Source organism: Pacificoceanicola algae (assembly GCF_049341065.1).
Taxonomy (GTDB): Bacteria; Pseudomonadota; Alphaproteobacteria; order Rhodobacterales; family Rhodobacteraceae; genus Pacificoceanicola.
Window position 1 is genome coordinate 392,998 of the sequence record NZ_JBMPIX010000004.1, and the last position, 22,102, is coordinate 415,099.

At 62.1% G+C, this 22,102-nt stretch carries 14 protein-coding genes; 7 read left to right on the plus strand and 7 right to left on the minus strand.

The features are described 5' to 3' along the window. Positions 1-264: 264 nt before the first annotated feature. Complete coding sequence (locus ACOYQJ_RS08960) at positions 265-1,608, plus strand: mechanosensitive ion channel family protein (RefSeq protein WP_422905675.1); 1,344 nt, start codon at positions 265-267, stop codon at positions 1,606-1,608. A 233-nt stretch (positions 1,609-1,841) separates the two neighbouring features. Here the strand turns inward: ACOYQJ_RS08960 and ACOYQJ_RS08965 are convergent, their stop codons facing one another. Both ACOYQJ_RS08965 and ACOYQJ_RS08970 read right to left on the minus strand, forming a co-directional pair. Then, a complete protein-coding gene (locus tag ACOYQJ_RS08965; protein WP_422905676.1) occupies positions 1,842-2,795 on the minus strand; it encodes a PLP-dependent cysteine synthase family protein in 954 nt (317 codons plus the stop codon). Positions 2,796-2,849: 54 nt separating this feature from the next. After that, entirely contained in the window at positions 2,850-3,158 is a 309-nt protein-coding gene (locus tag ACOYQJ_RS08970; protein WP_422905677.1) for an EthD family reductase, read from the minus strand. A gap of 140 nt (positions 3,159-3,298) precedes the next feature. Between ACOYQJ_RS08970 and ACOYQJ_RS08975 the strand changes: the two genes are divergently transcribed. Then, the gene (locus tag ACOYQJ_RS08975) at positions 3,299-4,477 is read left to right on the plus strand and encodes an acetyl-CoA C-acyltransferase family protein (RefSeq protein ID WP_422905678.1); all 1,179 of its coding nucleotides are present in this window, start codon (positions 3,299-3,301) and stop codon (positions 4,475-4,477) included. Positions 4,478-4,579: 102 nt separating this feature from the next. Here the strand turns inward: ACOYQJ_RS08975 and pbpC are convergent, their stop codons facing one another. Together pbpC and ACOYQJ_RS08985 are read right to left on the minus strand one after the other, a co-directional pair. Beyond that, positions 4,580-6,592 carry a penicillin-binding protein 1C gene (gene pbpC, locus ACOYQJ_RS08980; protein ID WP_422905679.1) on the minus strand — a complete coding sequence of 671 codons (2,013 nt, stop codon included), beginning with the start codon at positions 6,590-6,592 and terminating at the stop codon, positions 4,580-4,582. A gap of 9 nt (positions 6,593-6,601) precedes the next feature. Further along, complete coding sequence (locus ACOYQJ_RS08985; protein ID WP_422905680.1) at positions 6,602-12,034, minus strand: alpha-2-macroglobulin family protein; 5,433 nt, start codon at positions 12,032-12,034, stop codon at positions 6,602-6,604. Between the two features lie 213 nt (positions 12,035-12,247). Here ACOYQJ_RS08985 and ACOYQJ_RS08990 point away from each other — a divergent pair, with 213 nt between their 5' ends. Further along, positions 12,248-14,788, plus strand: coding sequence for a response regulator (locus tag ACOYQJ_RS08990; protein ID WP_422905681.1), 2,541 nt, complete (start codon positions 12,248-12,250; stop codon positions 14,786-14,788). On the opposite strand, the gene yaaA is transcribed toward ACOYQJ_RS08990, so the two are convergent. The 3 genes from yaaA to ACOYQJ_RS09005 form a co-directional block, all read right to left on the minus strand. Then, on the minus strand, positions 14,785-15,561 hold the full coding sequence (yaaA, locus tag ACOYQJ_RS08995; RefSeq protein ID WP_422905682.1) for a peroxide stress protein YaaA: 777 nt from the start codon (positions 15,559-15,561) through the stop codon (positions 14,785-14,787). The two genes, ACOYQJ_RS08990 and yaaA, sit on opposite strands and share 4 nt — an antisense overlap. A 63-nt stretch (positions 15,562-15,624) precedes the next feature. Continuing rightward, positions 15,625-17,688, minus strand: a complete 2,064-nt coding sequence (gene recQ, locus ACOYQJ_RS09000; protein WP_422905683.1) for a DNA helicase RecQ — start codon at positions 17,686-17,688, stop codon at positions 15,625-15,627. 132 nt (positions 17,689-17,820) lie between these two features. Beyond that, positions 17,821-18,114: a YggT family protein gene (locus tag ACOYQJ_RS09005; protein ID WP_422905684.1), complete on the minus strand. Its 294-nt coding sequence runs from the start codon at positions 18,112-18,114 to the stop codon at positions 17,821-17,823. A 130-nt stretch (positions 18,115-18,244) separates the two neighbouring features. Here ACOYQJ_RS09005 and ACOYQJ_RS09010 point away from each other — a divergent pair, with 130 nt between their 5' ends. Genes ACOYQJ_RS09010 through ACOYQJ_RS09025 form a run of 4 tightly spaced genes read left to right on the plus strand, consistent with a single transcriptional unit; the run spans position 18,245 to position 22,049 of the window. Continuing rightward, a complete protein-coding gene (locus tag ACOYQJ_RS09010; RefSeq protein ID WP_422905685.1) occupies positions 18,245-18,796 on the plus strand; it encodes an acyl-CoA thioesterase in 552 nt (183 codons plus the stop codon). Positions 18,797-18,851: 55 nt separating this feature from the next. After that, positions 18,852-20,204, plus strand: a complete 1,353-nt coding sequence (locus tag ACOYQJ_RS09015; RefSeq protein ID WP_422905686.1) for an MFS transporter — start codon at positions 18,852-18,854, stop codon at positions 20,202-20,204. Next, positions 20,186-21,109 (plus strand): penicillin-insensitive murein endopeptidase, encoded by a 924-nt coding sequence (gene mepA / locus ACOYQJ_RS09020; protein WP_422905687.1) that lies wholly within the window; start codon positions 20,186-20,188, stop codon positions 21,107-21,109. The genes ACOYQJ_RS09015 and mepA overlap by 19 nt, the downstream gene beginning before the upstream one ends. A gap of 13 nt (positions 21,110-21,122) precedes the next feature. Further along, complete coding sequence (locus ACOYQJ_RS09025; protein WP_422905688.1) at positions 21,123-22,049, plus strand: esterase-like activity of phytase family protein; 927 nt, start codon at positions 21,123-21,125, stop codon at positions 22,047-22,049. Positions 22,050-22,102: the final 53 nt, after the last annotated feature.

Below are 22,102 nucleotides of genomic sequence, written 5' to 3' on the forward strand. Positions count from 1 at the left end.
TTGCACATGTCCAAGATGTCGCATTGAAGGAAAGGGCGGTCGTCCTTTCTTTACGCTGGTTCGACCAATCCGAGTTTTGAAATGCGCAGCCCGCTGAATTTCGTGAATGTCCTGTTGATCGCCATCCTCGCTGTGGCGGCGCTGACTGTGCATGCCGATCAGGGCGCGCCGGTAACGGCGCCAACGGTCAGTCTCTACTGACCCTTAACCCTTGTCTGCACGTCCGCGCGGTGTAAGTCTGAACCCAGACCAACCGGGGCGTGAATGGATCCTGACGTATCACCACTGACAAAGGCTTTGGGTCCGCTGGATGCAGAGATAAGCAGCCTCTTGGCGCAGGCCGAAGCTGTGTTGGGCAGTGTCTTGCGTCCCTGGATCGGGTATCAGCTTCTGATTGCCTTGGTGGTCTTTGTCGCCGTTCATTTGTCGGCCAAGATCCTGCGCCCAAAGGTCAGCGACTGGCTGCGCGCCCGCGAAGGCTGGCCCAAGTGGAAATTTCGGATCGGGCTGATTGTACAGCGCCGGTTGCGGATGATCCTCTTTGTCCTTTCCATGTGGACCGTCGTGCTGATCATGCGCGAGATCACATGGCCGTCGCGGTCTTACTTGCTGGCGATTATTGCAAACCTCGCCACAGCGTGGCTGTTCATCGCCTTTGCGACGCGCCTGATTGCCAACGGGTTGCTACGCGGGCTGGCGCGTTACGGTGCCTGGACCTGGGTGACCCTGTCCATTCTGGGCATCACGGCCGAAGCTCAGGGCGTGCTGGATTCGATCGCCTTTTCCATAGGCGAGACACGGCTTTCAGTTTGGCTGATCCTCAAGGCGTTGGTGCTGCTGGGCTTGCTGATCACGCTCGCGCGCTTTGCCTCCAGCGCCAGCGCCGCAAGCATCCGCAGCAACAAGGACATCAGCCCCTCGATGCAGGTGCTGGCGGTCAAGTTCCTGCAGGTCATGCTGTTCGGCAGCGCGTTTTTCATCGGGTTGAAACTGGTCGGAGTCGATCTGACGGGACTTGCGGTGCTGTCGGGTGCGATTGGTGTCGGCCTTGGCTTTGGTCTGCAAAAGGTCGTGTCGAACCTTGTGTCGGGGATCATCATCCTGCTCGACAAATCCATCAAGCCCGGCGACGTCATCAGCCTTGGCGAAACCTTTGGCTGGATCCAAAGCCTTGGCGCCCGCTACGTCAGCGTGGTGACCCGCGACGGCAAGGAATACCTGATCCCGAACGAAGACCTGATCACCGGGCAGGTGGTCAACTGGTCCCATTCCAACGACTACGTGCGGCTCGATATCTTTTTCGGCACGGCCTATGGCGATGACCCCCACAAGGTTCGCAAAATCGCCATCGAGGCGGCCAAGGGCGTCGATCGGGTGCTGACCTTCAAGCCGCCCGTCTGCCATATTGTCGGCTTTGGTGACAGCAGCGTGGACTATATCCTGCGCTTCTGGATCACTGACCCCACGGGCGGACTGACCAACATTCGCGGCAATGTCTATCTGGCGCTTTGGGATGCCTTCATGGCAAACGACATCTCGATCCCCTTCCCCCAGCGCGAGGTCAACATCCTGAACAAGGAACCCGTTACCAATCCACAGGAAAATTGAACGTGACAGCTGGTATCTTAAGGGTTTGGTAATCGGCATGGGGCAGTTTCGTCCCATGTCTCACTCCGAAGATAATTGGCGTGATCTGGCCCGTCGTCGTTACCACGATGGGCCAGGCCCCCACGTCCCGTCCCGCGGTCAGCGGCCATCAGCCGTGCCGCTTTTTATGGTGTTCAAACAGCTTGTCGGACGCTGGCCTCGACCCAGGGCCAAAAGTGCCCTTCCGATGTCTGTCATATCTCCCAAAGGTCGGTCGAGAGATACTTGAGACCGCTGTCGCAGATCACAATAGCGATACAGCCGCCCCGGTCGGGTCCGCGAAGAAGCGCGGTGGCGGCGCAAAGGTTCGCGCCCGAGGAATAGCCGCCAAAGATCCCTTCAAACCGCGCCAGCAGGCGGGTGTGGCTTTTGGCTTCATCGCCGCTGACGCTTAGATGCCCTGCAAGTGGCACATCGCGCAGATGCGCCAGATCCGCCATCATATAACCGCCCCCCTGAATGGGATGGTCCGGATGATCTGTGCGGTCGCCAGCAATGGCCTGCGCTCCGGCCGGTTCGACCGCATAGCTGCGTACACCCTGCTGTGCAAAATAGCGCGCCGCGCCGCCTAGGGTGCCGCCTGAACCTGCGAAATCGCAAAAACTGGTGACCGCGCCGTTTGACTGCGCCCATATTTCGGGGGCCGTTCCGACCTCATGGGCGATGGGATTACCCGGATGACCAAACTGATCGGCGCGGAATGCGTCCCGCTGTGTCGTGATCTCTTGGGCCCTAGCCTCGACCAAGGCCAGATCGGCGCCCGAAACTTGCCCCGCGACGCCGCCCGGCGCTTGCGGAACGATTACAACCTCGGCGCCCAGTGCCCGCATCATCCGCGCGCGCTCCACCGAGTTACCCGCGCTCATCACTGCAACAAAGGGGTGGCCCAGTACGCCGCAGACAATCGCCAGCCCGGTACCCATATTGCCCGACGTCAGCTCGACCACCGTCTGACCCGGCGCCAGCGTGCCATCGGCGAGAGCTGTCTCGATGATGACCTTGGCGGCACGGTCCTTTTTCGAAAAGCCGGGGTTGAGGTAATCCAGCTTGGCCAGAATCCGCCCGTCCAGCCCCAGATGCGCAGTCAGGCGCGACAGCTCGACCAAAGGCGTGTTGCCGATGGCATCGACGACTGAGGGCAGGATCATGAGGCGCTCCGAAGTGTTTGCGGCAGGCTGGGCGCGCTGCCGCAAACTGTCAAGTTAGCCGATCACCGCGCCGACCAGCATCTGCGGCGTCGTATTGGTGAAATTAGGAATGTCCTCCAGCAGCGGGCCCGCCTTGTTCATCGCCGCGTCAAAAGCCGCCTGATCGTGAAAGACGATGCTTGCGATGGCATACTGCCCCGGAGGCGTATCGGGACCCGCCGCCAGACCTTTGGTGACCAGAGTGCGGTCAATCAGCTCGCCCCAAACCTCGCCCACCAACGTCAAATGGGTTCCCGTGTAATAATCATAGTCGAATTTCGTGTCGTCCCGGATGGGGTAAATCACCTGCAAAGTCGCGCTCATCCTGTGTCCTTTCACGTTCACCTGCCCAGCATAGGCACAAAATGGCCCGTCCACCTAGCGATCGTTGTGACGGAACGTAGAGGGCTGACAATCGGGCACTCGGCGCCCATAGTCGGGGCAAATTCACCACGGAGGGGAACATGAGCGACGATATCGTCATCCTGGGCGGCGCCCGCACCGCCATTGGCACATTTGGCGGATCTCTGGCAGGGACGCCCCCGACCGAGTTGGGCGCAGTAGCGGCCCGGGCCGCGCTGGAGCGCGCCGGGGTCGAGGGCGGGCAGATCGGCCATGTGGTCTTTGGCACTGTCATCAACACCGAACCAAAGGACATGTACCTGTCGCGGGTTGCCGCGATGCAGGCAGGGGTTCCGGACAGCGTGCCCGCGATGAACGTGAACCGGTTGTGCGGGTCGGGCGCGCAGGCGATCGTTTCAGGGGCGCAGTCACTGATGCTGGGCGATGCCGACTTTGCACTGGTTGGCGGGGCCGAATGCATGTCGCGCAGCCCCTTCATCGTGCCGGACCAACGCTGGGGCGCCAAGATGGGCGACGTTGTCACGCTCGACATGATGCTGGGCACGCTGAACTGCCCCTTTGGCAGCGGCCATATGGGCGTGACGGCGGAAAATGTCTCGGCTGAACATGACATTTCGCGCGAAGCACAGGACGCCTTTGCCATGGACAGCCAAGAGCGCGCCGCCAGGGCCATCGCCGAGGGCCGTTTCGCCGAACAAATCGTTCCGGTCGAGGTGCGTCGCAAGCGCGAGATGGTGGCCTTCGAAGTCGATGAACACCCCAAGGCCACGACGCTTGAGGCGCTGGCGGGGTTGCGCCCGGCCTTCAAAAAGGACGGCAGCGTGACGGCGGGCAATGCCAGCGGCATCAACGATGGCGCAGCGGCTTTGGTTCTGGGCACAGCCGGCGCGGCGAACAAGGCCGGCCTGACCCCGCGCGCGCGGATCATCGGTTATGCCCATGCGGGCGTGCGCCCCGAAGTCATGGGCATCGGCCCTGTCCCGGCCTGCCGCGCCCTGTTCGAGCGCACCGGTCTGAGCGCATGCGATTTCGACGTGATCGAAAGCAATGAGGCCTTTGCCGCACAGGCGTTGGCGGTGAGCAAGGAGCTGGGCTTTGACCCTGCCAAGGTCAACCCGAATGGTGGCGCAATCGCGCTGGGCCATCCCGTGGGGGCCACCGGCGCGTTGATCAGTGTCAAAGCTCTCTACGAGCTTGAACGGATCGGTGGCAAACGCGCCTTGATCACAATGTGTATCGGTGGCGGTCAGGGTATCGCCATTGCGATCGAACGCCTCTGAACGCCGGCTGTGTTCGGATTGCTGACAAATTAAGCGGTACAGCGCGCAAGCTCTGTGCCGCTTCCATTTGCAGCCCCTCAGGCAGGGATGAGCGATCATGTTTCAGCGCAGTTCGATCGAAACCCGGCCGGATTTCCCCTTGGCGTCGATGACGGACAGGGTGGTAAAGCCGAGACCGTCCAGAGGGGCCAGGAACTCGATCCCTCGCAAATTCGAAGCCACTACAGCGCCGTCTGCCAGCAAGGTGTAGGGCGGAGTTCCGCCTCGCAATTTGACCGGGATCGCGCCGCCAGCGGCGAGTTGCGCACCCTGCGGCGGGAAGGTCAGTTGCAGCACGGGCGCTACCTCGCGCGGGCCAAAGCGCTGAAGATGGCCGGGTAGCCCGGCGCGCGGCACCAAAAGCGTTTCGGGCGGCGGCGGCGGCAAGGGGGCGGGGCGAGTATCGGCGCGGCCCAGAACTTCGAACAGCATCGGCGCGGCCAGCTCTCCGCCAAAAGCGCCCGGCACCGGGGTGCCATCCGGGCGGCCGATCCAGACTCCCGCCACAAAGCGCCCGTTCCAACCCAGCGCCCAAGCGTCGCGATGCCCATAAGAGGTGCCGGTTTTATAAGCCACGCGCCCCGGCGGACCAGCCTGTGGCGGTGGCGGAAGACCGGCAAGAACGTTGCCCACCTGCCAAGCCGAGGCTCGGCTGAGGATCGCAACAAGTGGCGTCGCTTCATCGCCCTTGTGCCAAAGCAGGGGCTTGGCCTGACCGCCACGCGCCAAAGCGCCGTAAAGTTGCACCATTTCCTCTAGTGTGACCCCGACACCGCCAAGGGACAAGGCCAACCCCGGCGCACCGCCCTGAAGGCCCGGGTTCACACCAGCGCGTCGGAGGGCAGACATGATATGGGCGGGGCCAAGCGCCTCGGTCAGGCGGATCACCGGAATGTTCAGCGACAGTTGAAGGGCGCGGCGCACCGACAGCTCGCCCCGGAACACGCCGTCGAAGTTCTGCGGCGCATAGGTGCCAAATTGCACCGGCGTATCAAGGATCAGGGTCTCTGGATGCGCCAACGCCCGGTCAAAGGCGAGCCCGTAGATCAGCGGTTTCAGCGTCGATCCGGGCGAGCGTTGGGCCTGCGTCATGTCCACAAAACCCTGCCCCTGCACCGCCGTATAATCCGGCGAGCCAACCGAGGCGAGGATCTCGGCGCTTTCGATATCCGCGAGGATAATCGCCAGCGACAGCCGCGGATCGCGGCCTGTCATATAGGTGCGCGCGAGGTCTTCCATGGCGCTTTGCAGGCTGCGGTCCAGTGTCAGGTCGTGCCGCCCCGGTGCGCGCGCGATGGCGCGGTCGGCCATATGTGGGGCGATCTGCGGCATCGGGTGGCGGCCCGATGGGGCCGGATCGGTCTGACCCGCGCGGGCATCCTCAAGGGTGATCACGCCGGCGCCGGCCATACGCATCAAGACTCGGTCACGGGCGATACGCGCGGCCTCGGGGTGACGGTCGGGGCGACGGCTTTCAGGGGCTTGGGGCAGGGCGACCAACAGCGCGGCCTCGGCCGGAGTCAGACGCCGGGGCTCCTTGCCCAGCCAGACAAGCGAGGCGGCGCGCAGCCCTTCGACGTTACCGCCGTAGGGGGCGAGTTGCAGGTAAAGATCAAGGATTTGCGCCTTGCTCAGGTGGCTTTCCAGCGCCAGTGCCAGCCGCATCTGACGCAGCTTGCCGCGCCATTGGCCGGTGGTGCCATCCTCCAGAAGGCGGGCCACCTGCATGGTCAGGGTCGAGGCCCCCGAAACGATGCCGCCATGGCGGATCGCCTGCCAAGCGGCGCGCAGGGTGGCGCGGGGATCTACGCCGTTGTGATCCCAGAACCGTTTGTCCTCGTAGGCGATCAGCATGTCATAAAACAGTGGGTCAACCTGATCGGCGGACAGGGCCATGCGCCAAAGGCCATCGTCGATGGTATAGGCGCGCAACAGATCGCCGTTGCGGTCGCGCACCTCGGAGGCGGTGGCGTGCACCAGAACCGGCAGCTTTGTCTCCGCGATATAGCGCTCAAGGCCGTCCCGCGCGAAAGCGGCAGACCAGAGCACCAGAACAAGGGCGACGAGGCGGCGCATTCCCCGCCCTTACGGTTGGATCGTGACGGCGCCAGAGGCCGTCGTCGCGCGGTAATCCGGGCGGTACATATCCTCGACCAGCGCGGCGGGGTGGTGGAAGGTGCCCGGCGACACAGCCCGCAGGATGTAGGCCAGCTTGACCGGTTTGGTCCCCGAATGGGTCACCGACGCAAGGAAACGGTCGCTGCGGAATTCGGCATGGTCGGCACCGGAGGGTTCGAACCAGTCGATCGCTCGCAGATCGCCCGCGCGCAACAGGTTCGGGTTGTCGATCTCGAACCCCGCAGGCAGCGGATCGTCCACCATCAGCCGCGCGCGTGTTTCCTCGGAAGGGCGCACCGTCAGCACCGCCACCAGACGGTCGCCCGCCTTGATCTGATCGCCCAGCGGTTGCCCGTCCATGGTGAAGTATTCGCGCGTGAGAGCATAGCCATAGCTGGTTGCCTCGGTCTCTCCCTCGGGAACGCCAAGGGTGGTCAGGGTGACGTCGGTCGGCAGCTCGGCGGTGTTCTCGATGGTCATCGGTTGCAGCGTTTCGCCGTCCAGTTTGCGCACGAAGGGTCCAGCCAATGGGGTGCCGTTGACCTCAAGCCCTGAAACCGTCGGGTCTTTGACCATGGCATGGGCCGCCAGCAGCGCCCAAGCCTGCTCCTGGGTCGACAGGGGCCGTGTGACCGAGGCAATCTGCGTCGTCAAAGCGCCGCGATCCACGGCGTCCGAGCGCGCTTCGACCGCCAGCGACAGGACACCCGCAGCATCGCGGACGGTGCTGCCGTAGTCGGCGCGATAGACGCGCTCGCTCTGCTCTGGTTGGGCCGCGATCCGTGCGGCGGCCTTGGCGAACATGCGGTCGGCGCGGGGTTGATCCCCGTATGCGGCCAGCGCCGCGCCCAGTTGCGCCTGCGCCAGAGGTGTTGCAAAGGCATCCGCCTTTTCGTCGGCGTAATAGCGCAGATCGCCCATTGCCGCTTTGCCTTCGCGCGCCAGTACCATCAGGGCATAGGCGATATCCTCGCCCCCTTTGTCGAAGTCCTGCGCATAGGAAATCCGGCTCTTGAGGTTGTCGAGAGCATTGCGGAAGGCCAGTTCCGGCACCTCGTGCCCCAGCGCCTGCGCGCGGCTGAGGAAATCGGTCACATAGGCGTCCAGCCAGAAATCACCCGAGTCGGCTCGCCACAAACCAAAGGCACCGCTCGCGCTTTGGCGGGTCAGGACCTTGGTGATCGACTGGTCGATGCGAAGAGCGATTTTCTCCGTATTGCCGATGCCCAGCGGCTCGGCCACCGAGCTGAGATAAAGCAGCGGCAGCGCCTTGGAGGTCACCTGTTCGGTGCAGCCATAGGGATAGCGGTCCAGCCGCGCCAGCAGTCCGGGCGCATCGAACCGTGCCAATGCTCCGGCCGAGATCAGGGCGGAACTGCCTTCGGGGCGAAGACCGGCAAAGATCTGCGCGTCCAATGTAAAGGTCTGGTCCTGCGCCAGCGACAGACGGCGCGTGGCACCGATGGCAGGATCATTGGACCGTACACCAAGGCTCAGCGTCTTGGTCAGACGTTGTCCATCGGGGGTGGTCAGTGCAATCGCGATGGTATGATCGCCGACGTCGGTTGCATTGACCGGGATGCGGAGCGACAGCTTGCCCTGATCTGTCAATGTCACCTTGGCGGGGACCGCGGTCGCGTCAAGCGCCAGCCCTGTTGCGGTCACGGACAGGGGCATTTCGCCCGCCGGACCTTTGGTATGGGTCAGTTCCAGCAGCAGCCGCGAGGCATCGCCCGGCGCAAGGAACCGCGGCAGCGAGGCGCTGATCACCACGGGATCGCGCACCAGTACATCGGTTTCGGCCTGACCGACGCCTTTGTCCGACCACGCCACCGCCATAAGCCGCACGGTGCCGTTGAAATCGGGCATGTCAAAGGACAACTCGGCCCGGCCCTGCGCATCGACCGTGACGGGCCCTTGGAAAAAGGCGACAGTGGCCTCGGTCGGAGGCGGGCTTTGCATCCGCATCGAGGCCGAGGCATCGCCACCCGAGCGCACCTGTCCCATGGCACCGTTCATGCCATCGATCAGGCGCCCATAGATGTCGCGCAATTCGACCCCAAGACGGCGTTGACCAAAATAGTATCCCGCCGGATCAGGACTATGGAACCTGGTCAGATTGAGAATGCCCAAATCGACTGCGGCGACCGAGACATAGGCCGTATCGCCCGCGTCCAGTCCTTCGATCTGCACCGCAGCGGTCAAAGTTTGGCGCGGCGCGGCCTCGGTCGGAGCGTCAAAGCTGACTTTCAGCTTGCGGTCCATGGGATCGACGCCCGCATGGGCCAAGCCCAGCGCGCGGGCCGGGTTGTGCCCGGCAGACACATCCATGGGGCGGATCACCTGCGCGGTGACATAGACACCGGCGCCCCAGTCTTCGGTTACAGGCAGGTTCAGCAGGTTTTCACCTTCGCGCACCTCGATGGCCTGCATGGAGATTACCCGGTCGGCCAGCACAGTCACCAAAGCCTTGCCGGCATAGCGCGGCACCATGCGCAGCTGTGCGGTCTCGCCGGGGGCGTATTGCTGCTTGTCAAGCGACAGGTCCAACATGTCGGGCGTATCAGTCGCATCGGCGGCGGCATACCAACCCGCGCTGAAGGGCATCGAGGCAGCGACATAGCCGCCATCGGTGCGTTCGACCACCACCTCGTATTCGCCCCAATCAACATCGGCGGCGATCGACAACGGCGCGGCGCCCAGCGTGCCTGTGCCGCGTGCAACAGTGGTGCGCGTTGTCACCGGTTCCCAGTTCCAGTTGCCGTAAAGCTGATACCACTGATAGCGCGTGTTGACGCGGTTGACCTGCCAGCTGACCTGCATGGTTTGCGGCTCAAGGTCCGGGCCAAGGGCAATCAGATCAAAGCGCGCTTCGCTGCCCTCGGGCAGGGTGTCGTCAAAGGCCGGGCGAATGCCGATCATCGGTGTGGGCGGCGCAACTGGCCGGGTGATGCTGCGTTCCACAGGGCGGCCCGAGCCTTCGGAGATACGCAGGGTCACGCGGGCCTCCATCGGGCGGCCCTGAGGGTCCAGATCCGGCAAGGGCAGATCCAGTGCGGCCTTGCCCGCCGCATCGGTGAACAGATCAGCGGCAAAGCTGTTGGTGCGCACGGTGACGCCCTGATCGTGGCGACCAAAGCGATAGCGCGGGAAGGCGTCCAGCGTATTTTGCGCGCGCAGGGTCAATTCGCCCTCGATCGGCAGATCGCCCCCCGGCGCGCCAAACAGATAGCGCGCATCGACGCCAAGTTGCGGGGCCTCAAGCGGGTTTATGGTGCCCTCGGGCAGCATCAGGTCAAAGTCGATCCGCTCGGGGACGAAATCCTCGACCAGCAGAGTTTGCGAAGCCAGCGCCGGAGCGTCGGGATCGGCAAACATCTCAAGCCGCCAAGTGCCACGCGGAACCGAAGGCGCAAGCGGCAGGGAAAAGACATGCCCGCCCGCCATGCCGCCGTTGGACACATGGCGTGAATATTCCACGCCGTCAGGGCGCATCAGAACGGCAGTTACCGGAATGTCGCTGAGCGCCTTTGCCTTGGCGTCGCGGGTCAGCGCGGTGGCATGGATCACCTCACCGGCGCGATAGGCGCCGCGATCAGTTGTCAGGAAGGTGTCGATCGGGCCAGCGGGCGCGCGCCCTTCTACGCCGCGATCCGACAGGTCAAAGGCCGGATCGGTGAGGGACAGGAAGGCCATGTCTTCTTCGCCACGTTTCGCCATGACCAAGGCAGGCTGTGCGCCGCCGGTGCCGCGGATCAGGCCCGGTGCAAAACTGGCCATCCCCTGCGCATCGGTCTGCACCGTTTCCAGCACCCGGTTGGAACTGGACAACAGCGCCACTTCGAGGCCTTCAAGCGGCAAGGCATCACCCAACCCGCGCGCGAAAACCGTCAACCCATCGTTGCCCTGCATCGTCGTCAGGCCGATATCCGACAGGATGAACCACTGCGTCGCGCGGCCATCGGCATAGGGGTCCCGATCAGGTACGGCGGCGGTCAAGGCATAGACCCCGGCAGGCAGATCGCCGACCACGTCCCCCATCGGCAGACGGGTCAGCACGTCTGCATTCAGACGGTTCTCGACCGCACCGGTGCCTTTCCAGATATCTTCGCCGATGTCGCGACTGAAATAGCGTTCGTCATAGCTGTTCAGCGGACGCCCGAAATAGCTGTCCTGAACGGCGCGCACCAGATTGCGGTCGGACACCCGGCGCAGGATCAAATCGACGCTAGTCAGGTTCACGGTTTCAATCGGCAGTCCCGCATCGGCGCTGCGCGGCAGAACATAGGCGCGGCCCGGGAAATTCACTGCCGGGCTGCGATCCCGCACATAAGCGGTGATCTCAACGTCGCGTACCAGTTCTTCGCCGCTGGCCGCAGGCAGGCCCGACCGGAAAGTTACGGTGTAACGCCCGCCATGTTCGACTCCGCTGATGCAGATGCGCTGATCGTCGGCCTCGATGGCAAGGCGCGAATCGGGCAGACGCACATAGGGCGCATAGTCCTGCCCGGCGCGGATCAGCGGTTCAGAGAACTGTGCGCAAATGCGGGGCGCGGCGCTGTCGGCTTCGACCGTATGCTCGCTCACCCGGAAACCATATTTGCCGATGGCGTCGTCGAGAAGATCCGTAACTTCCGGCGCCGAGGTCAGGCTTTCGGCCAACCGAAGCGGCGGGATCATGTCGCGCCCCCGCCCGTTCTTTTCCAGCGCCTTCGCCATTGCAGTCAGGGCAGACACGCGGGGACTGTCGGACTCGCTGCGCAGATAGGCGTTGATCGCGGCCAGCAAGGCGCGGCTGCGGTAATTGCGCTGATCGCTGCCTTTCAGCGTCTCGGCGACTTCGGCGGACCAATCGCTGTATTGCAACCAAAGCGCCGGGTCATCGGTCTGGGCCAGAGCCGCGCCGGTCCAATGGATTGCGTCACGCAGGTTGCCCGACGTTTTCGAGTTCGTCGCGGCATCCAGCAGAGCCTGAGGGGCCCATTGCCCGCCGCCGTGGCGCACGCCAAGGGAAGCCGCCTCGGTTCGGGCCGCTTCCAGATCGGCGTCGCGCAGGAAGGCAAGGTCAGGCTTGCGCTTTTCGGCAAGCGCGCGCTCGGACGCGGAAACTTCGATCACCTGAGCGGAAATAGCGCCCTCGTAGGGCTGGCGGTCAGTGATGTCGGACTTGGGGAAACAGGCATTGGAGCGTTTGTTGAAAGTAAAGGCTTTGCATGAGGGATTGCCAAGGCATTGGCGTTCGCAAGCATCCAGCGTGGTATCGAAAAACGCTTGAAGGTCGGCACCGTAGAAATCCACATCGCGGGTCACGATCAACCGGCGGTCTGGAATGGCCTCCTGCGCGAAGGCTGCGGACAGGCTGACAAAAGCCAAAATGAGGCCCAACAGAAAACGGCGCATGAAAAGATCCTTTCGATGAATGCTGCATCGTGACACGCGTTGTTGGGGTATGGCAAGGATTCGGAGCCTCCGGAAATCCATACCCTTTGGGTCAAGTATCTGTTTTCAAGATATATTTATCGCGACCTTGTCGGTTTTTCCGGCCTAAGGGCTTTTTAAGCTGATGTTCACCCAAAATGGCGAAAGTGCTGCAGCATTTTCGGAGGGCAATGCATGACCCTGGCCACACGCCTGGCCGAAGAAAGACGCGCTCGCCTCGCTGCGGAACGCTTGCTTGAACTCAAGCAGGCCGAGCTTTTTGCGGCCAATAAGAAGCTTGGCGCCCATGCGTTGCAACTGAGCCATGAAATCACCGAAACCCGCGCCGAGGTCGCGGAGGTGCGCGATGAAAACCGCCGTGTCATCACGCAACTTGGCGAGGCGACCCAAAAAATCGAGCTGGTCGAAGATCAACTTTGGAAGGCGCTTGAAACCGTGCGTGACGGCTTTGCCATGTTCGATCCCCACAATCGAATGGAAATCGCCAACCCAGCCTATATGTCGGTTTTCGACGGAATCGAGTGCATTGGTGTCGGCACCACCTACGCAGAAATTCTTCAAGTGCTTGCCGAAGAAGGGGCCGTCGATCTTCAGGGCGAAGGGCGGGAAGAGTGGCAGGCGCGGATGTATGCGCGCTGGGACACGGACCCGATCCCGTCCGAGACGATCCGGCTTTGGAATGGTCGTTTCGTCAAGATTCAGGACAGGCGCACCCCGGATGGTGGAGTCGTGTCGCTCTGTGTCGATCTGACCGAACTGATGCGCATGTGGTCCGCCGTTGAAGAGCTGCCAGATGGCTTTGTTCTGTACGATGAAGACGACAGATTGTTGATGTGCAATGAGCCCTATCGTAACATCTACAAGGCCAGCGCCCCCGCCGTTGTCCGTGGCGCCACGTTTGAGGATATCCTGCGCTACGGGCTGGAGAACGGTCAATATCAGGAGGCCATCGGGCGCGAAGAAGACTGGTTGGAAGAACGTCTGACCGCCCACCGTCTGGCCGACCGAGAGCTGGAACAGCAATTGGACGATGGCCGCTGGTTGCGTATCTACGAACGCGAAACCCGCGGCGGTGGGCGCGTCGGGCTTCGGATGGACATTACGGACATCAAGAAGGACCAGCAGCGACTGAAAGATGCGACCGTGCGCGCCGAGGCGGCCAACCGCGCCAAATCGGCGTTCCTTGCCAATATGAGCCACGAAATCCGTACACCGATGAATGGCGTTGTGGGGATGGCTGACCTGATGGCCGAGACTGACCTTTCCGACGAACAGCGGCTCTATCTGGACACCATTCGCAGTTCGGGCGAGGCGCTCTTGGTGATCATCAACGACATTCTGGACTATTCAAAGATCGAGGCCGAAAAGCTTCAGCTGCACCCCGAACCCTTCGATCTGGAGCGCGCGATTCACGAGGTGATCATGTTGCTCCAGCCGACTGCGCGCGACAAGGACATCCAACTGCTGGTCGATTTCGATATGTTTCTGCCGACCCGCTTTATCGGTGATCCGGGGCGTATCCGCCAGATCCTGACAAATCTGTTGGGCAACGCGGTCAAGTTCACGGTGGAAGGCCATGTTCTTGTCCGCGTGGTCGGTATGGTCGCCGATGAAGGACCCTCGGCCGTGCATATCACTATCGAGGATACCGGCATTGGCATCCCGAAGGATAAAGTCGCCCATGTCTTTGGGGAATTCAATCAGGTCGAGGACGAGCGAAACCGACAGTTCGAGGGTACCGGCCTTGGCCTGGCGATCACCAAGCGGCTTGTCGAACTGATGGATGGTGAAGTCTGGGTCGACTCGGAGCTTGGCAAAGGCAGTTGCTTTGGCATGCGTGTCATGTTGCCAACGGACGAGCCGGCCAGTTATGAACGGGCACGCCTGCCCGAACATCTCAAACGCGTGTTGGTGGTGGACGACCACAGCGCCAACCGGATCATCCTGTCCAAGCAGCTGGATATTCTGGGTCTGCACACCGATTACTGTAAGACCGGCGCCGAGGCGATCGACAGGATGCGCGATCTGCCTGATCTGCTGATCGTCGAACAGGATCTTCCGGATATGCTGGGACAGGAACTGATCTCGCAACTGCGCACGTCAGGTCACCGCGTGCCGGTTATCCTGCTGGCGGACAATCCCACCCAACTTGCCGAGATCAACAAGGAAGACGTGCACGCCGTTTTGCAAAAACCGGCCCCAAGGCGCATGCTTTTTGCTGCTTTGGAATCCGTCACCCCCGCCGGTCCCATGCCTGCCGAAACTCGGGACCCGGAACCGGAGCTGGCCAAAATCAAGGCTAAGCCAATGACCGAGGAGGAGCCCCCCTTGGATGTTCTGGTCGCTGAGGACAACAAAACCAACCAGCTTGTCTTCCGCAAGATGGCGGCCGCGTTCAACGTTTCGCTGCGCTTTGCCAACAACGGGATCGAGGCGGTCGAAGCCTTCAAGACTCAGAGGCCGGAACTGATCTTCATGGATATCTCCATGCCGCGAATGGATGGCAAACAGGCGACCCGCGAAATCCGAACGCTTGAGGGCAACGGACCGAATGTGCCCATCGTGGCCGTGACGGCCCACGCCATGTCGGGCGATCGCGAGTCCATTCTTGAGGCGGGTCTGGACGACTATCTGACGAAACCGTTGCGCAAGGCCGAGTTGGGCGAAAAGATCCGTGTCTATGGAAAACGCGCCCGGCCGGCAAAGGCCTCTTAGGACTGCTGCTGCGCGGGGCGCACGAACACCGGTTTGTTCGGCTCTGACATATCCGGGCGGTATTCATAACCACCGCTGTCGAAGTCCAGCAATGCGGCGGGATCGGTCAGCCTATGTTGTACGATGTAGCGGGCCATCGCCCCCCGTTCCCGCTTGGCGAAAAAGCTGACGATCTTGGGCGTGCCATTCTTGTCTTCCATGAATTGCGGCGTAACCACCCGCAACTTCAGGGCTTTGGCAGGAACGGCGCCGAAATATTCCTGACTGGCGCAATTCACCAGAACATCGGTGCCGAGTGCCTCGCCCTGCACGTTCAGGGCTTTGGCCAGTTGGTCACGCCAATACTCATACAGGTTCGACCCGCGCCGCGTTTTCAGCCGCGAGCCCATTTCAAGCCGGTAGGCCTGAATGCCGTCCAGCGGGCGCAGCAGACCGTAAAGGCCTGACAGAATGCGCAGGTGGTCTTGCGCCCAGGCAACTTCATCTTCGTCCAAAGACCCGGCTTCGAGCCCTTGATAGGTGTCGCCAGCAAAGGCCATGGCGGCGGGGCGCAGATCTTCGGGACCGGGCGTTGGGGTATAGGCCTTGAAGCGGTCACGGTTCAGCCGCGCAAGATCGTCCGACAATCCCATCAACCCCTTGAGATCACCCAATGTCAGATTACGCGCAGTCTTGGCCAGCCGCCCTGCGTCTTCGGCAAAATCCGGCGCGGTCATTTCGACCTTGCGTTCGCTCCAATCCAGCCGCTTGGCCGGAGAAATCACTACCAGCATGTCATCCCCTGCATTTGTCCTGCGATTGGCACTTAGTCCGCCCCATGGACGAGGTCCAGCGTGCTAGGCGTCTTGCGCCTCGCGAAGCACGTCAAGAAAGGCCGCGCCAAAGCGTTCCGCCTTCTTGTCGCCCAACAGGCGTAGCATCCCGCTGTCGCAGTCGGGGCGTTGTTCCGCCACCTTGGCCAGCAACGAGGCAGAGCAGGACAAGGGTTTGTCCGCGCCGTCAGTGCCGCGCACCAGCTGCGCCTGGGCCTCCATCAAGGCGTCGTAAACTGCCCCTGCGTCGCGCCGTCCGGCCAGTTTGCGGCGCTTTGGGTGCATCTGTGCGGCCTCACCGTTGATCACCTCAAGGAAGGCGGCGCCGTAACGTTCCAGTTTCTTGGCGCCGATGCCGTTGATCCGGGCCATGTCGTCCAGCGTCCGGGGCCGCTGTGTTGCCATTTCGATCAGGGTCCGGTCAGGGAAGATCACATAGGCGGGGGCGCGCGCGGCCTCGGCCAAGGCGCGGCGTTTGGCCTTGAGCGCCGACATCAGTGGCGCGTCCTCTTCGCTGACCAGTTCCTTTACTGCGGGGCGGCGTTCATTGGCGCGCACCACCATGTCGCGCCTCAGCTGGATTGTCTCTTCGCCGCGCAGCAAGGGGCGCGCGCGTTCCGTCATCACCAATGCGCCGTGGCGGTCCGCATCCGGGCGCATCAGATCGTGTCCCATCATCTGCCGGAACACCGCCTGCCATTGCCCTTTCGAGAGGTCCTTGCCGACGCCGAAGGTTGGCAGGCTTTGATGCCCCCGGGCGCTGATCTTGTCGGTGGTCTTGCCCATGAGTATGTCGATCAGATGCCCCGCGCCAAAACTTTCGCCGGTGCGCAGTGCCGCCGACAGTGCCTTCCGCACGGCCTCGGTGCCATCGAACAGCTCGGGCGGGCTGTCACACAGGTCGCAATTTCCGCAGGGCTCGGCCTCTTCTCCGAAATAGGCCAATAGCGCCTGCCGCCGACACCCCAGCGCCTCGGCCAATCCCAGCAAGGCGTTCAGGCGGCCATGGTCCGCATCGCGCCGCTCGGCGGGGGCGAGGCCTTCGTCGATCTGGGCGCGGCGCAGGCGGATGTCGTCCTGTCCAAATAGCGTCAGGGTTTCCGCCGGAGCGCCGTCGCGGCCCGCGCGGCCGATTTCCTGATAATAGGCTTCGATCGACTTAGGCAGATCGGCATGGGCGACCCAGCGAATATCCGGCTTATCCACCCCCATGCCAAAGGCTACTGTCGCCACGACAATCAGACCATCCTCGGTGGCAAAGCGTTCCTCCACATGGCGGCGGTCATCGGCCTCCATCCCACCATGATAGTGGCAGGCCGAATGGCCCTCGGCCAGCAGCGCTTGCGCCAGAGTTTCGGTCTTGGCGCGGGTGCCGCAATAGACGATCCCGGACTGTCCCTTACGGGCCTTGGCAAAGCTCAGGATCTGTTGGCGCGGGCCGTCTTTGGGTTGAAAGGCAAGATGGATATTGGGCCGGTCAAAGCCGCGCAGAAAGGTCGAGGGCGCCTGTCCGTCGAACAACCGCGTGACGATTTCTTCTTGGGTTTCCGCATCCGCTGTCGCGGTAAAAGCGGCCAAGGGCACGTCCAGCGCGCGCCGCAATTCTCCGATCCGCAGGTAGTCGGGGCGGAAATCATGGCCCCACTGGCTGACGCAATGCGCCTCGTCGACTGCGATCAGGCTGATCCCGGACTGCGCCAACATACGCTGGGTTCCCGTGTTCGCCAGCCGTTCGGGCGCCAGATACAGCAGCTTGAGCGTGCCTTCCTGCAGCATGTCCCACACGGCGTCGGTTTCTTCTTGGGTGTTGCCGCTGGTCAGCGCGCCCGCCGCAACCCCGGCTTCGCGCAGACCCCGAACCTGATCCCGCATCAAGGCGATCAGCGGGGAAATCACTACGGTAATTCCGGACCGCATCAGCGCTGGTAGTTGGAAACACAGGGATTTGCCACCGCCCGTCGGCATGATCGCCAAGACGTTTTCGCCCCGCGCCACAGCTTCAACGATCTCGCCCTGACCCGGGCGAAATCCGTCAAAACCAAAGATATCCTTAAGAAGCGCCTCAGCGGGCGCTGCGTCTCGGGGCATGGGGGACCTGCCGGATTGTCACTATATCTGCTCTATTGCCGACAATCACATACTAAGATTCGGTGAATCAAGCCCTCAAACGGGTTTCTGCGTGGTCCAGATACTCAATTCCGCCGATGCCACGACGCGTCCTCAGAACGAATAGAAGAACCCGGCGTTGTTGGCGAGGATGATCCGCAGCGCATAAACCGCGATCAGAACGACCAGCGGCGCAAGGTCGAGGCCGCCCATCGCGGGCAGGATTTGGCGAATGCGGCTATAAAGCGGTTCAAGAATGCGGTTCAGACCGTCCCATATCTGGGCAACCAGCGGCTGGCGCAGGTTCAGGACTTGAAAGTTGATCAGCCAGCTCATGATCACATGGGCAATAATGAAGAACCAGACGATGTCTAGGATCAGCATCAGGATTTGGAAAAGCGACTGCATCTTTTGCCCTTTGTTTTCAATTGTGCCGCGCAAGACCTAAGCACTCGGCCCGCAAAGGGCAAGTCGGACGCGAGGTCGTGGTTGACGCGCCTGTCAAGTCAGCGCACGAACCGCGCCAAAGGAGCCGCCCATGTACCCATTCATCCGCCTTTCCAAGGACATGTACTTTGCCCGCCGCGCCCCGAGGCTGGGCCTGCTGGACACCCACGTTTCGCACCATCTTTGCTTGCCTTGGGATCTGGACCTTTGGATGGAGCTGAACAACGGGCGCACGCTGACGATCTATGATCTGGGCCGCATCCCGCTGGCCGAACGCGCCGGGCTGATTGGCTTGCTGAGACAGCAGCGATGGGGGCTGACGATTGCCGGGTCTGTTGTGCGCTATCGTCGCCGGGTCCGGCTGTTCAACAAGGTGCGGATGCTGTCGCGGGTGCTTTGCTGGGACAAACGCTTTGTCTATATCGAACAGTCCATGTGGTTGAAGAACGGCGAATGCGCCAGCCACGCGGTCTACCGTTCCGCGATTACCGACATAAACGGCATCGTGACCACCGACCGGATCATGCAGGCATGGGAGCAAGACGCAAGCTCGCCCGATATGCCGGATTGGGTCGCGAAATGGGTCGAGGCGGAAGATCTGCGCCCTTGGCCGCCGATGCAAGGAGCTGATCCCGCAGCTTAAGGCTTGCCACTGCGCGCCCTTGTCTGTTCTATCGCGACGAAACAGAGGGCAGGGCATGGCGCAACCATCACATCGCAAACGCATCTGGGGGTGGTTCTTTTTCGACTGGGCCAGCCAGCCGTACAATACTCTGCTGATCACCTTCATATTTGGCCCCTACGTCGGCGAGATGATCGGAGACGGATCCCGGGCGCAGGCGGCTTGGGGCTTTGGCATCGCCGCTGCGGGCATCATCATCGCCTTGCTGGCCCCCATCCTGGGTGCCTTGGCGGACACCGGCGGGAACCGCTTGCGTTGGATCTGGGGCTTCTCGGCGCTCTATGTCATTGGCTCAGGGATGCTCTGGTTCGCCGAACCGACCGACTTTGACCTGTACCAAACGCTGTTTTTCTTCGCCATCGGTCTGATCGGGATGGAGTTCGCCACGATCTTTACCAATTCGATGCTGCCCGATCTCGGCACCAAGGAAGAGATTGGCCGCATTTCGGGCAACGGCTGGGCTTTTGGCTATGTCGGAGGTTTGCTGACCCTTGTCATCATGCTGCTGTTCTTTGCGGAAAGCGCGAAGACAGGCCGCACGTTCATAGGGCTTGAGCCGTTGTTCGGCCTTGATGCGGAGGCGCGGGAAGGCACCCGTTTTGTCGGCCCCCTGACGGCGATCTGGTACGCCGTGTTCATGGTGCCGTTTTTCCTGTGGGTGCGCGACCCGCGCAGCCATCCGGCCCCCAAAGGCGCCGTTAAACGCGCCCTGAAAACGCTGGGTGCCACATTGCGGTGCCTGCCGCAGCACCCTTCGCGTTTTGCCTATCTTGCCTCGTCGATGTTCTATCGGGACGCGCTGAATGGCATGTACACCTTTGGCGGCATCTATGCTGCGGGTGTTCTGGGCTGGACCGTGGTGGATGTGGGGATCTTTGGCATTCTTGCCATCATCTCGGGCGCGATCTTTGCCATGATCGGGGGACGCGCCGACAGTGCCTTTGGCCCCAAGCCCGTCATCAAGGCCTGCGTTATCATCCTGATGGCGGTCGCCATCGGCATTGTCAGCATCCGTCCGGACGCGGTCTTCGGCTTTGACGTTGGTGAAGGGTCGCCCTTGCCGGACATTGCCTTTTACGTCTTTGGTGCCGTGATTGGCGCGGCGGGCGGTGTCATCCAGTCCGCTTCGCGCACCATGATGGTACGGCAGGCCGACCCGCTGCGCATGACCGAAGCCTTTGGGCTTTATGCGCTGGCGGGCAAAGCGACCTCTTTCTTTGCGCCGCTGCTTATCGGAGTGGCAACCGCTGTCACAGGCTCGCAGCAACTTGGCGTCTCTCCGCTGATCGCTCTTTTCGTGGTCGGTCTTGTTCTGCTACGCTGGGTGCAACCTGACGGAGATCAAACCCCATGTTCCGACCCCTCCTGACTCTGACGCTGATCGCCACGCTGGCGGCCTGTGGCGGTGGCAATTCCTCGCGTAATTCCAAGACGACGGCGACAGCCGTCCAAAAGATCGATCCGGTGCTGTCCTCCAAGAATGCCAAGCAGTTGTTCGGAGCCGAAAACCGCGCTTCGGGCCAGAGTGCGCAACCGTTTGGAACCTATAACAAGGGGTGTATCGGCGGGGCAGAGCAATTACCGGAAACAGGTCCGACATGGCAGGCCATGCGTTTGTCGCGCAACCGCAACTGGGGTCACCCGGTGCTGATCGACTTTGTGAAGGATCTCAGCCGCAAGGCTGCGGCCATTCCCGGCACGCAGGGTATCTATACTGGCGACTTTAGCCAACCCCGCGGCGGCCCAATGCTGACCGGGCACGCCAGCCACCAGATCGGTCTGGACGCGGATATCTGGCTGCGCAATGTGACTGACCTGAACCTGAGCGTCGCGCAACGCGAAGGGTTTGAGCCGATCTCGATGCGGCGTTCGTCCGGAGCCTTTACCAACAACAACTGGACCCGCACCCAACACGAACTGGTCAAGGCTGCGGCCAGCGATCCCCGTGTTGCGCGGATTTTCATTTTCCCCGGGGCCAAGGTCAAGATGTGTAACGATGAAAAGGGCGATCGCGCATGGTTGCGCAAGGTCCGGCCATGGTGGGGGCACCACTATCATTTCCATGTGCGCCTGAACTGCCCCAAAGGCGCCAAGGGCTGCGTCGAACAAAACCCGCCGCCCGCTGGCGACGGCTGTGCAGAAGCGCAAGGCTGGGTGGACCGCATCCTCAACCCTCCGCCGCCCGATCCGAATGCCCCCAAACCAAAGCCCAAGCGCGAGTTGACCTTGGCCGATCTTCCCGGTCAATGCGCGCAAGTGCTGTCCGCGAAGTGATCCGGACCTCGGCATGACCTTTCACAAACCGGGCCGATTGGTGGCCCTTGTCCTGGCCAGCGCCCTGTGCCTGACCAATGCAATTCCTGCCGCGTCGCCTGCCCGGATGGAATTTCTTGGCAGATATACCTGGAACCTTGAGAATACACGGCTGGGCGGGTTGTCCGGGCTCGAGATCGCTCCGGACGGGATCAGCTTTGTCGCTGTCAGCGACCGCGCCAAGGTGGTGAAAGGCCAGATTCATCGAACCGACGACAGGATCACCAGCGTCACGGCTGAACCCTGGTCGCGGCTCCGCGATGTCGACGGTCGGAAAGTTCAGGTCAACCTAGCGGATTCCGAAGGGCTGGCGATGGGCACGGATGGCACCCTGTTCGTCTCGTTCGAAGGCCTGCATCGCGTCTGGGCCTACCCCACGCTTCAGGCGGCCATTGCCCTGCCAGTCGCCGAGGATTTCGAGACCTTGCAGTACAATTCGGGGCTCGAGGCTTTGGCCATTGATGCTCAGGGGCGCCTTTACACCCTTCCGGAACGGTCGGGCCAACTGACGCGGCCTTTTCCGGTCTGGCGCTATGATGGCACCGAGTGGACGCTTGCCTACCACCTGAGCCGCGACGCCGGGTTCCTTCCGGTCGGTGCCGACTTTGGACCGGACGGGCGACTGTACCTGCTGGAACGGGAATTCACCGGCTTTGGGTTTCGCAGTCGTGTCCGTCGGTTTGATCTTTCGGAAACCGACGTCATTCATGAAGAAACCCTTCTGGAAACCGCCACATGGCAGTTCGACAACCTTGAAGGCATCGCCGTCTGGCGGGACAAGACAGGCGCAATCCGGTTGACCATGATCTCGGACAACAACTTTCGCACAATGCTGCAACGGACCGAGTTCGTGGAGTACAGGTTGACGGAATCTCTTGCGTCGCAAGACATCTCCCGGTAAAGCCCGCCCGTCCGGATAACCGGGCCAAGTCCCCGCAACCTTGCAAAAACGGG

Bases quoted from the DNA above. Each gene is read 5' to 3' on its own strand.
- ACOYQJ_RS09005 (WP_422905684.1), bottom strand. From the start codon at position 18,114: ATGCAGTCGCTTTTCCAAATCCTGATGCTGATCCTAGACATCGTCTGG.
- ACOYQJ_RS08985 (WP_422905680.1), bottom strand. From the start codon at position 12,034: ATGCGCCGTTTTCTGTTGGGCCTCATTTTGGCTTTTGTCAGCCTGTCC.
- ACOYQJ_RS09015 (WP_422905686.1), top strand. From the start codon at position 18,852: ATGGCGCAACCATCACATCGCAAACGCATCTGGGGGTGGTTCTTTTTC.
- ACOYQJ_RS09010 (WP_422905685.1), top strand. From the start codon at position 18,245: ATGTACCCATTCATCCGCCTTTCCAAGGACATGTACTTTGCCCGCCGC.
- recQ (WP_422905683.1), bottom strand. From the start codon at position 17,688: ATGCCCCGAGACGCAGCGCCCGCTGAGGCGCTTCTTAAGGATATCTTT.
- ACOYQJ_RS08975 (WP_422905678.1), top strand. From the start codon at position 3,299: ATGAGCGACGATATCGTCATCCTGGGCGGCGCCCGCACCGCCATTGGC.
- ACOYQJ_RS09025 (WP_422905688.1), top strand. From the start codon at position 21,123: ATGACCTTTCACAAACCGGGCCGATTGGTGGCCCTTGTCCTGGCCAGC.
- ACOYQJ_RS08970 (WP_422905677.1), bottom strand. From the start codon at position 3,158: ATGAGCGCGACTTTGCAGGTGATTTACCCCATCCGGGACGACACGAAA.
- ACOYQJ_RS08990 (WP_422905681.1), top strand. From the start codon at position 12,248: ATGACCCTGGCCACACGCCTGGCCGAAGAAAGACGCGCTCGCCTCGCT.
- ACOYQJ_RS08960 (WP_422905675.1), top strand. From the start codon at position 265: ATGGATCCTGACGTATCACCACTGACAAAGGCTTTGGGTCCGCTGGAT.
- pbpC (WP_422905679.1), bottom strand. From the start codon at position 6,592: ATGCGCCGCCTCGTCGCCCTTGTTCTGGTGCTCTGGTCTGCCGCTTTC.
- mepA (WP_422905687.1), top strand. From the start codon at position 20,186: ATGTTCCGACCCCTCCTGACTCTGACGCTGATCGCCACGCTGGCGGCC.
- ACOYQJ_RS08965 (WP_422905676.1), bottom strand. From the start codon at position 2,795: ATGATCCTGCCCTCAGTCGTCGATGCCATCGGCAACACGCCTTTGGTC.
- yaaA (WP_422905682.1), bottom strand. From the start codon at position 15,561: ATGCTGGTAGTGATTTCTCCGGCCAAGCGGCTGGATTGGAGCGAACGC.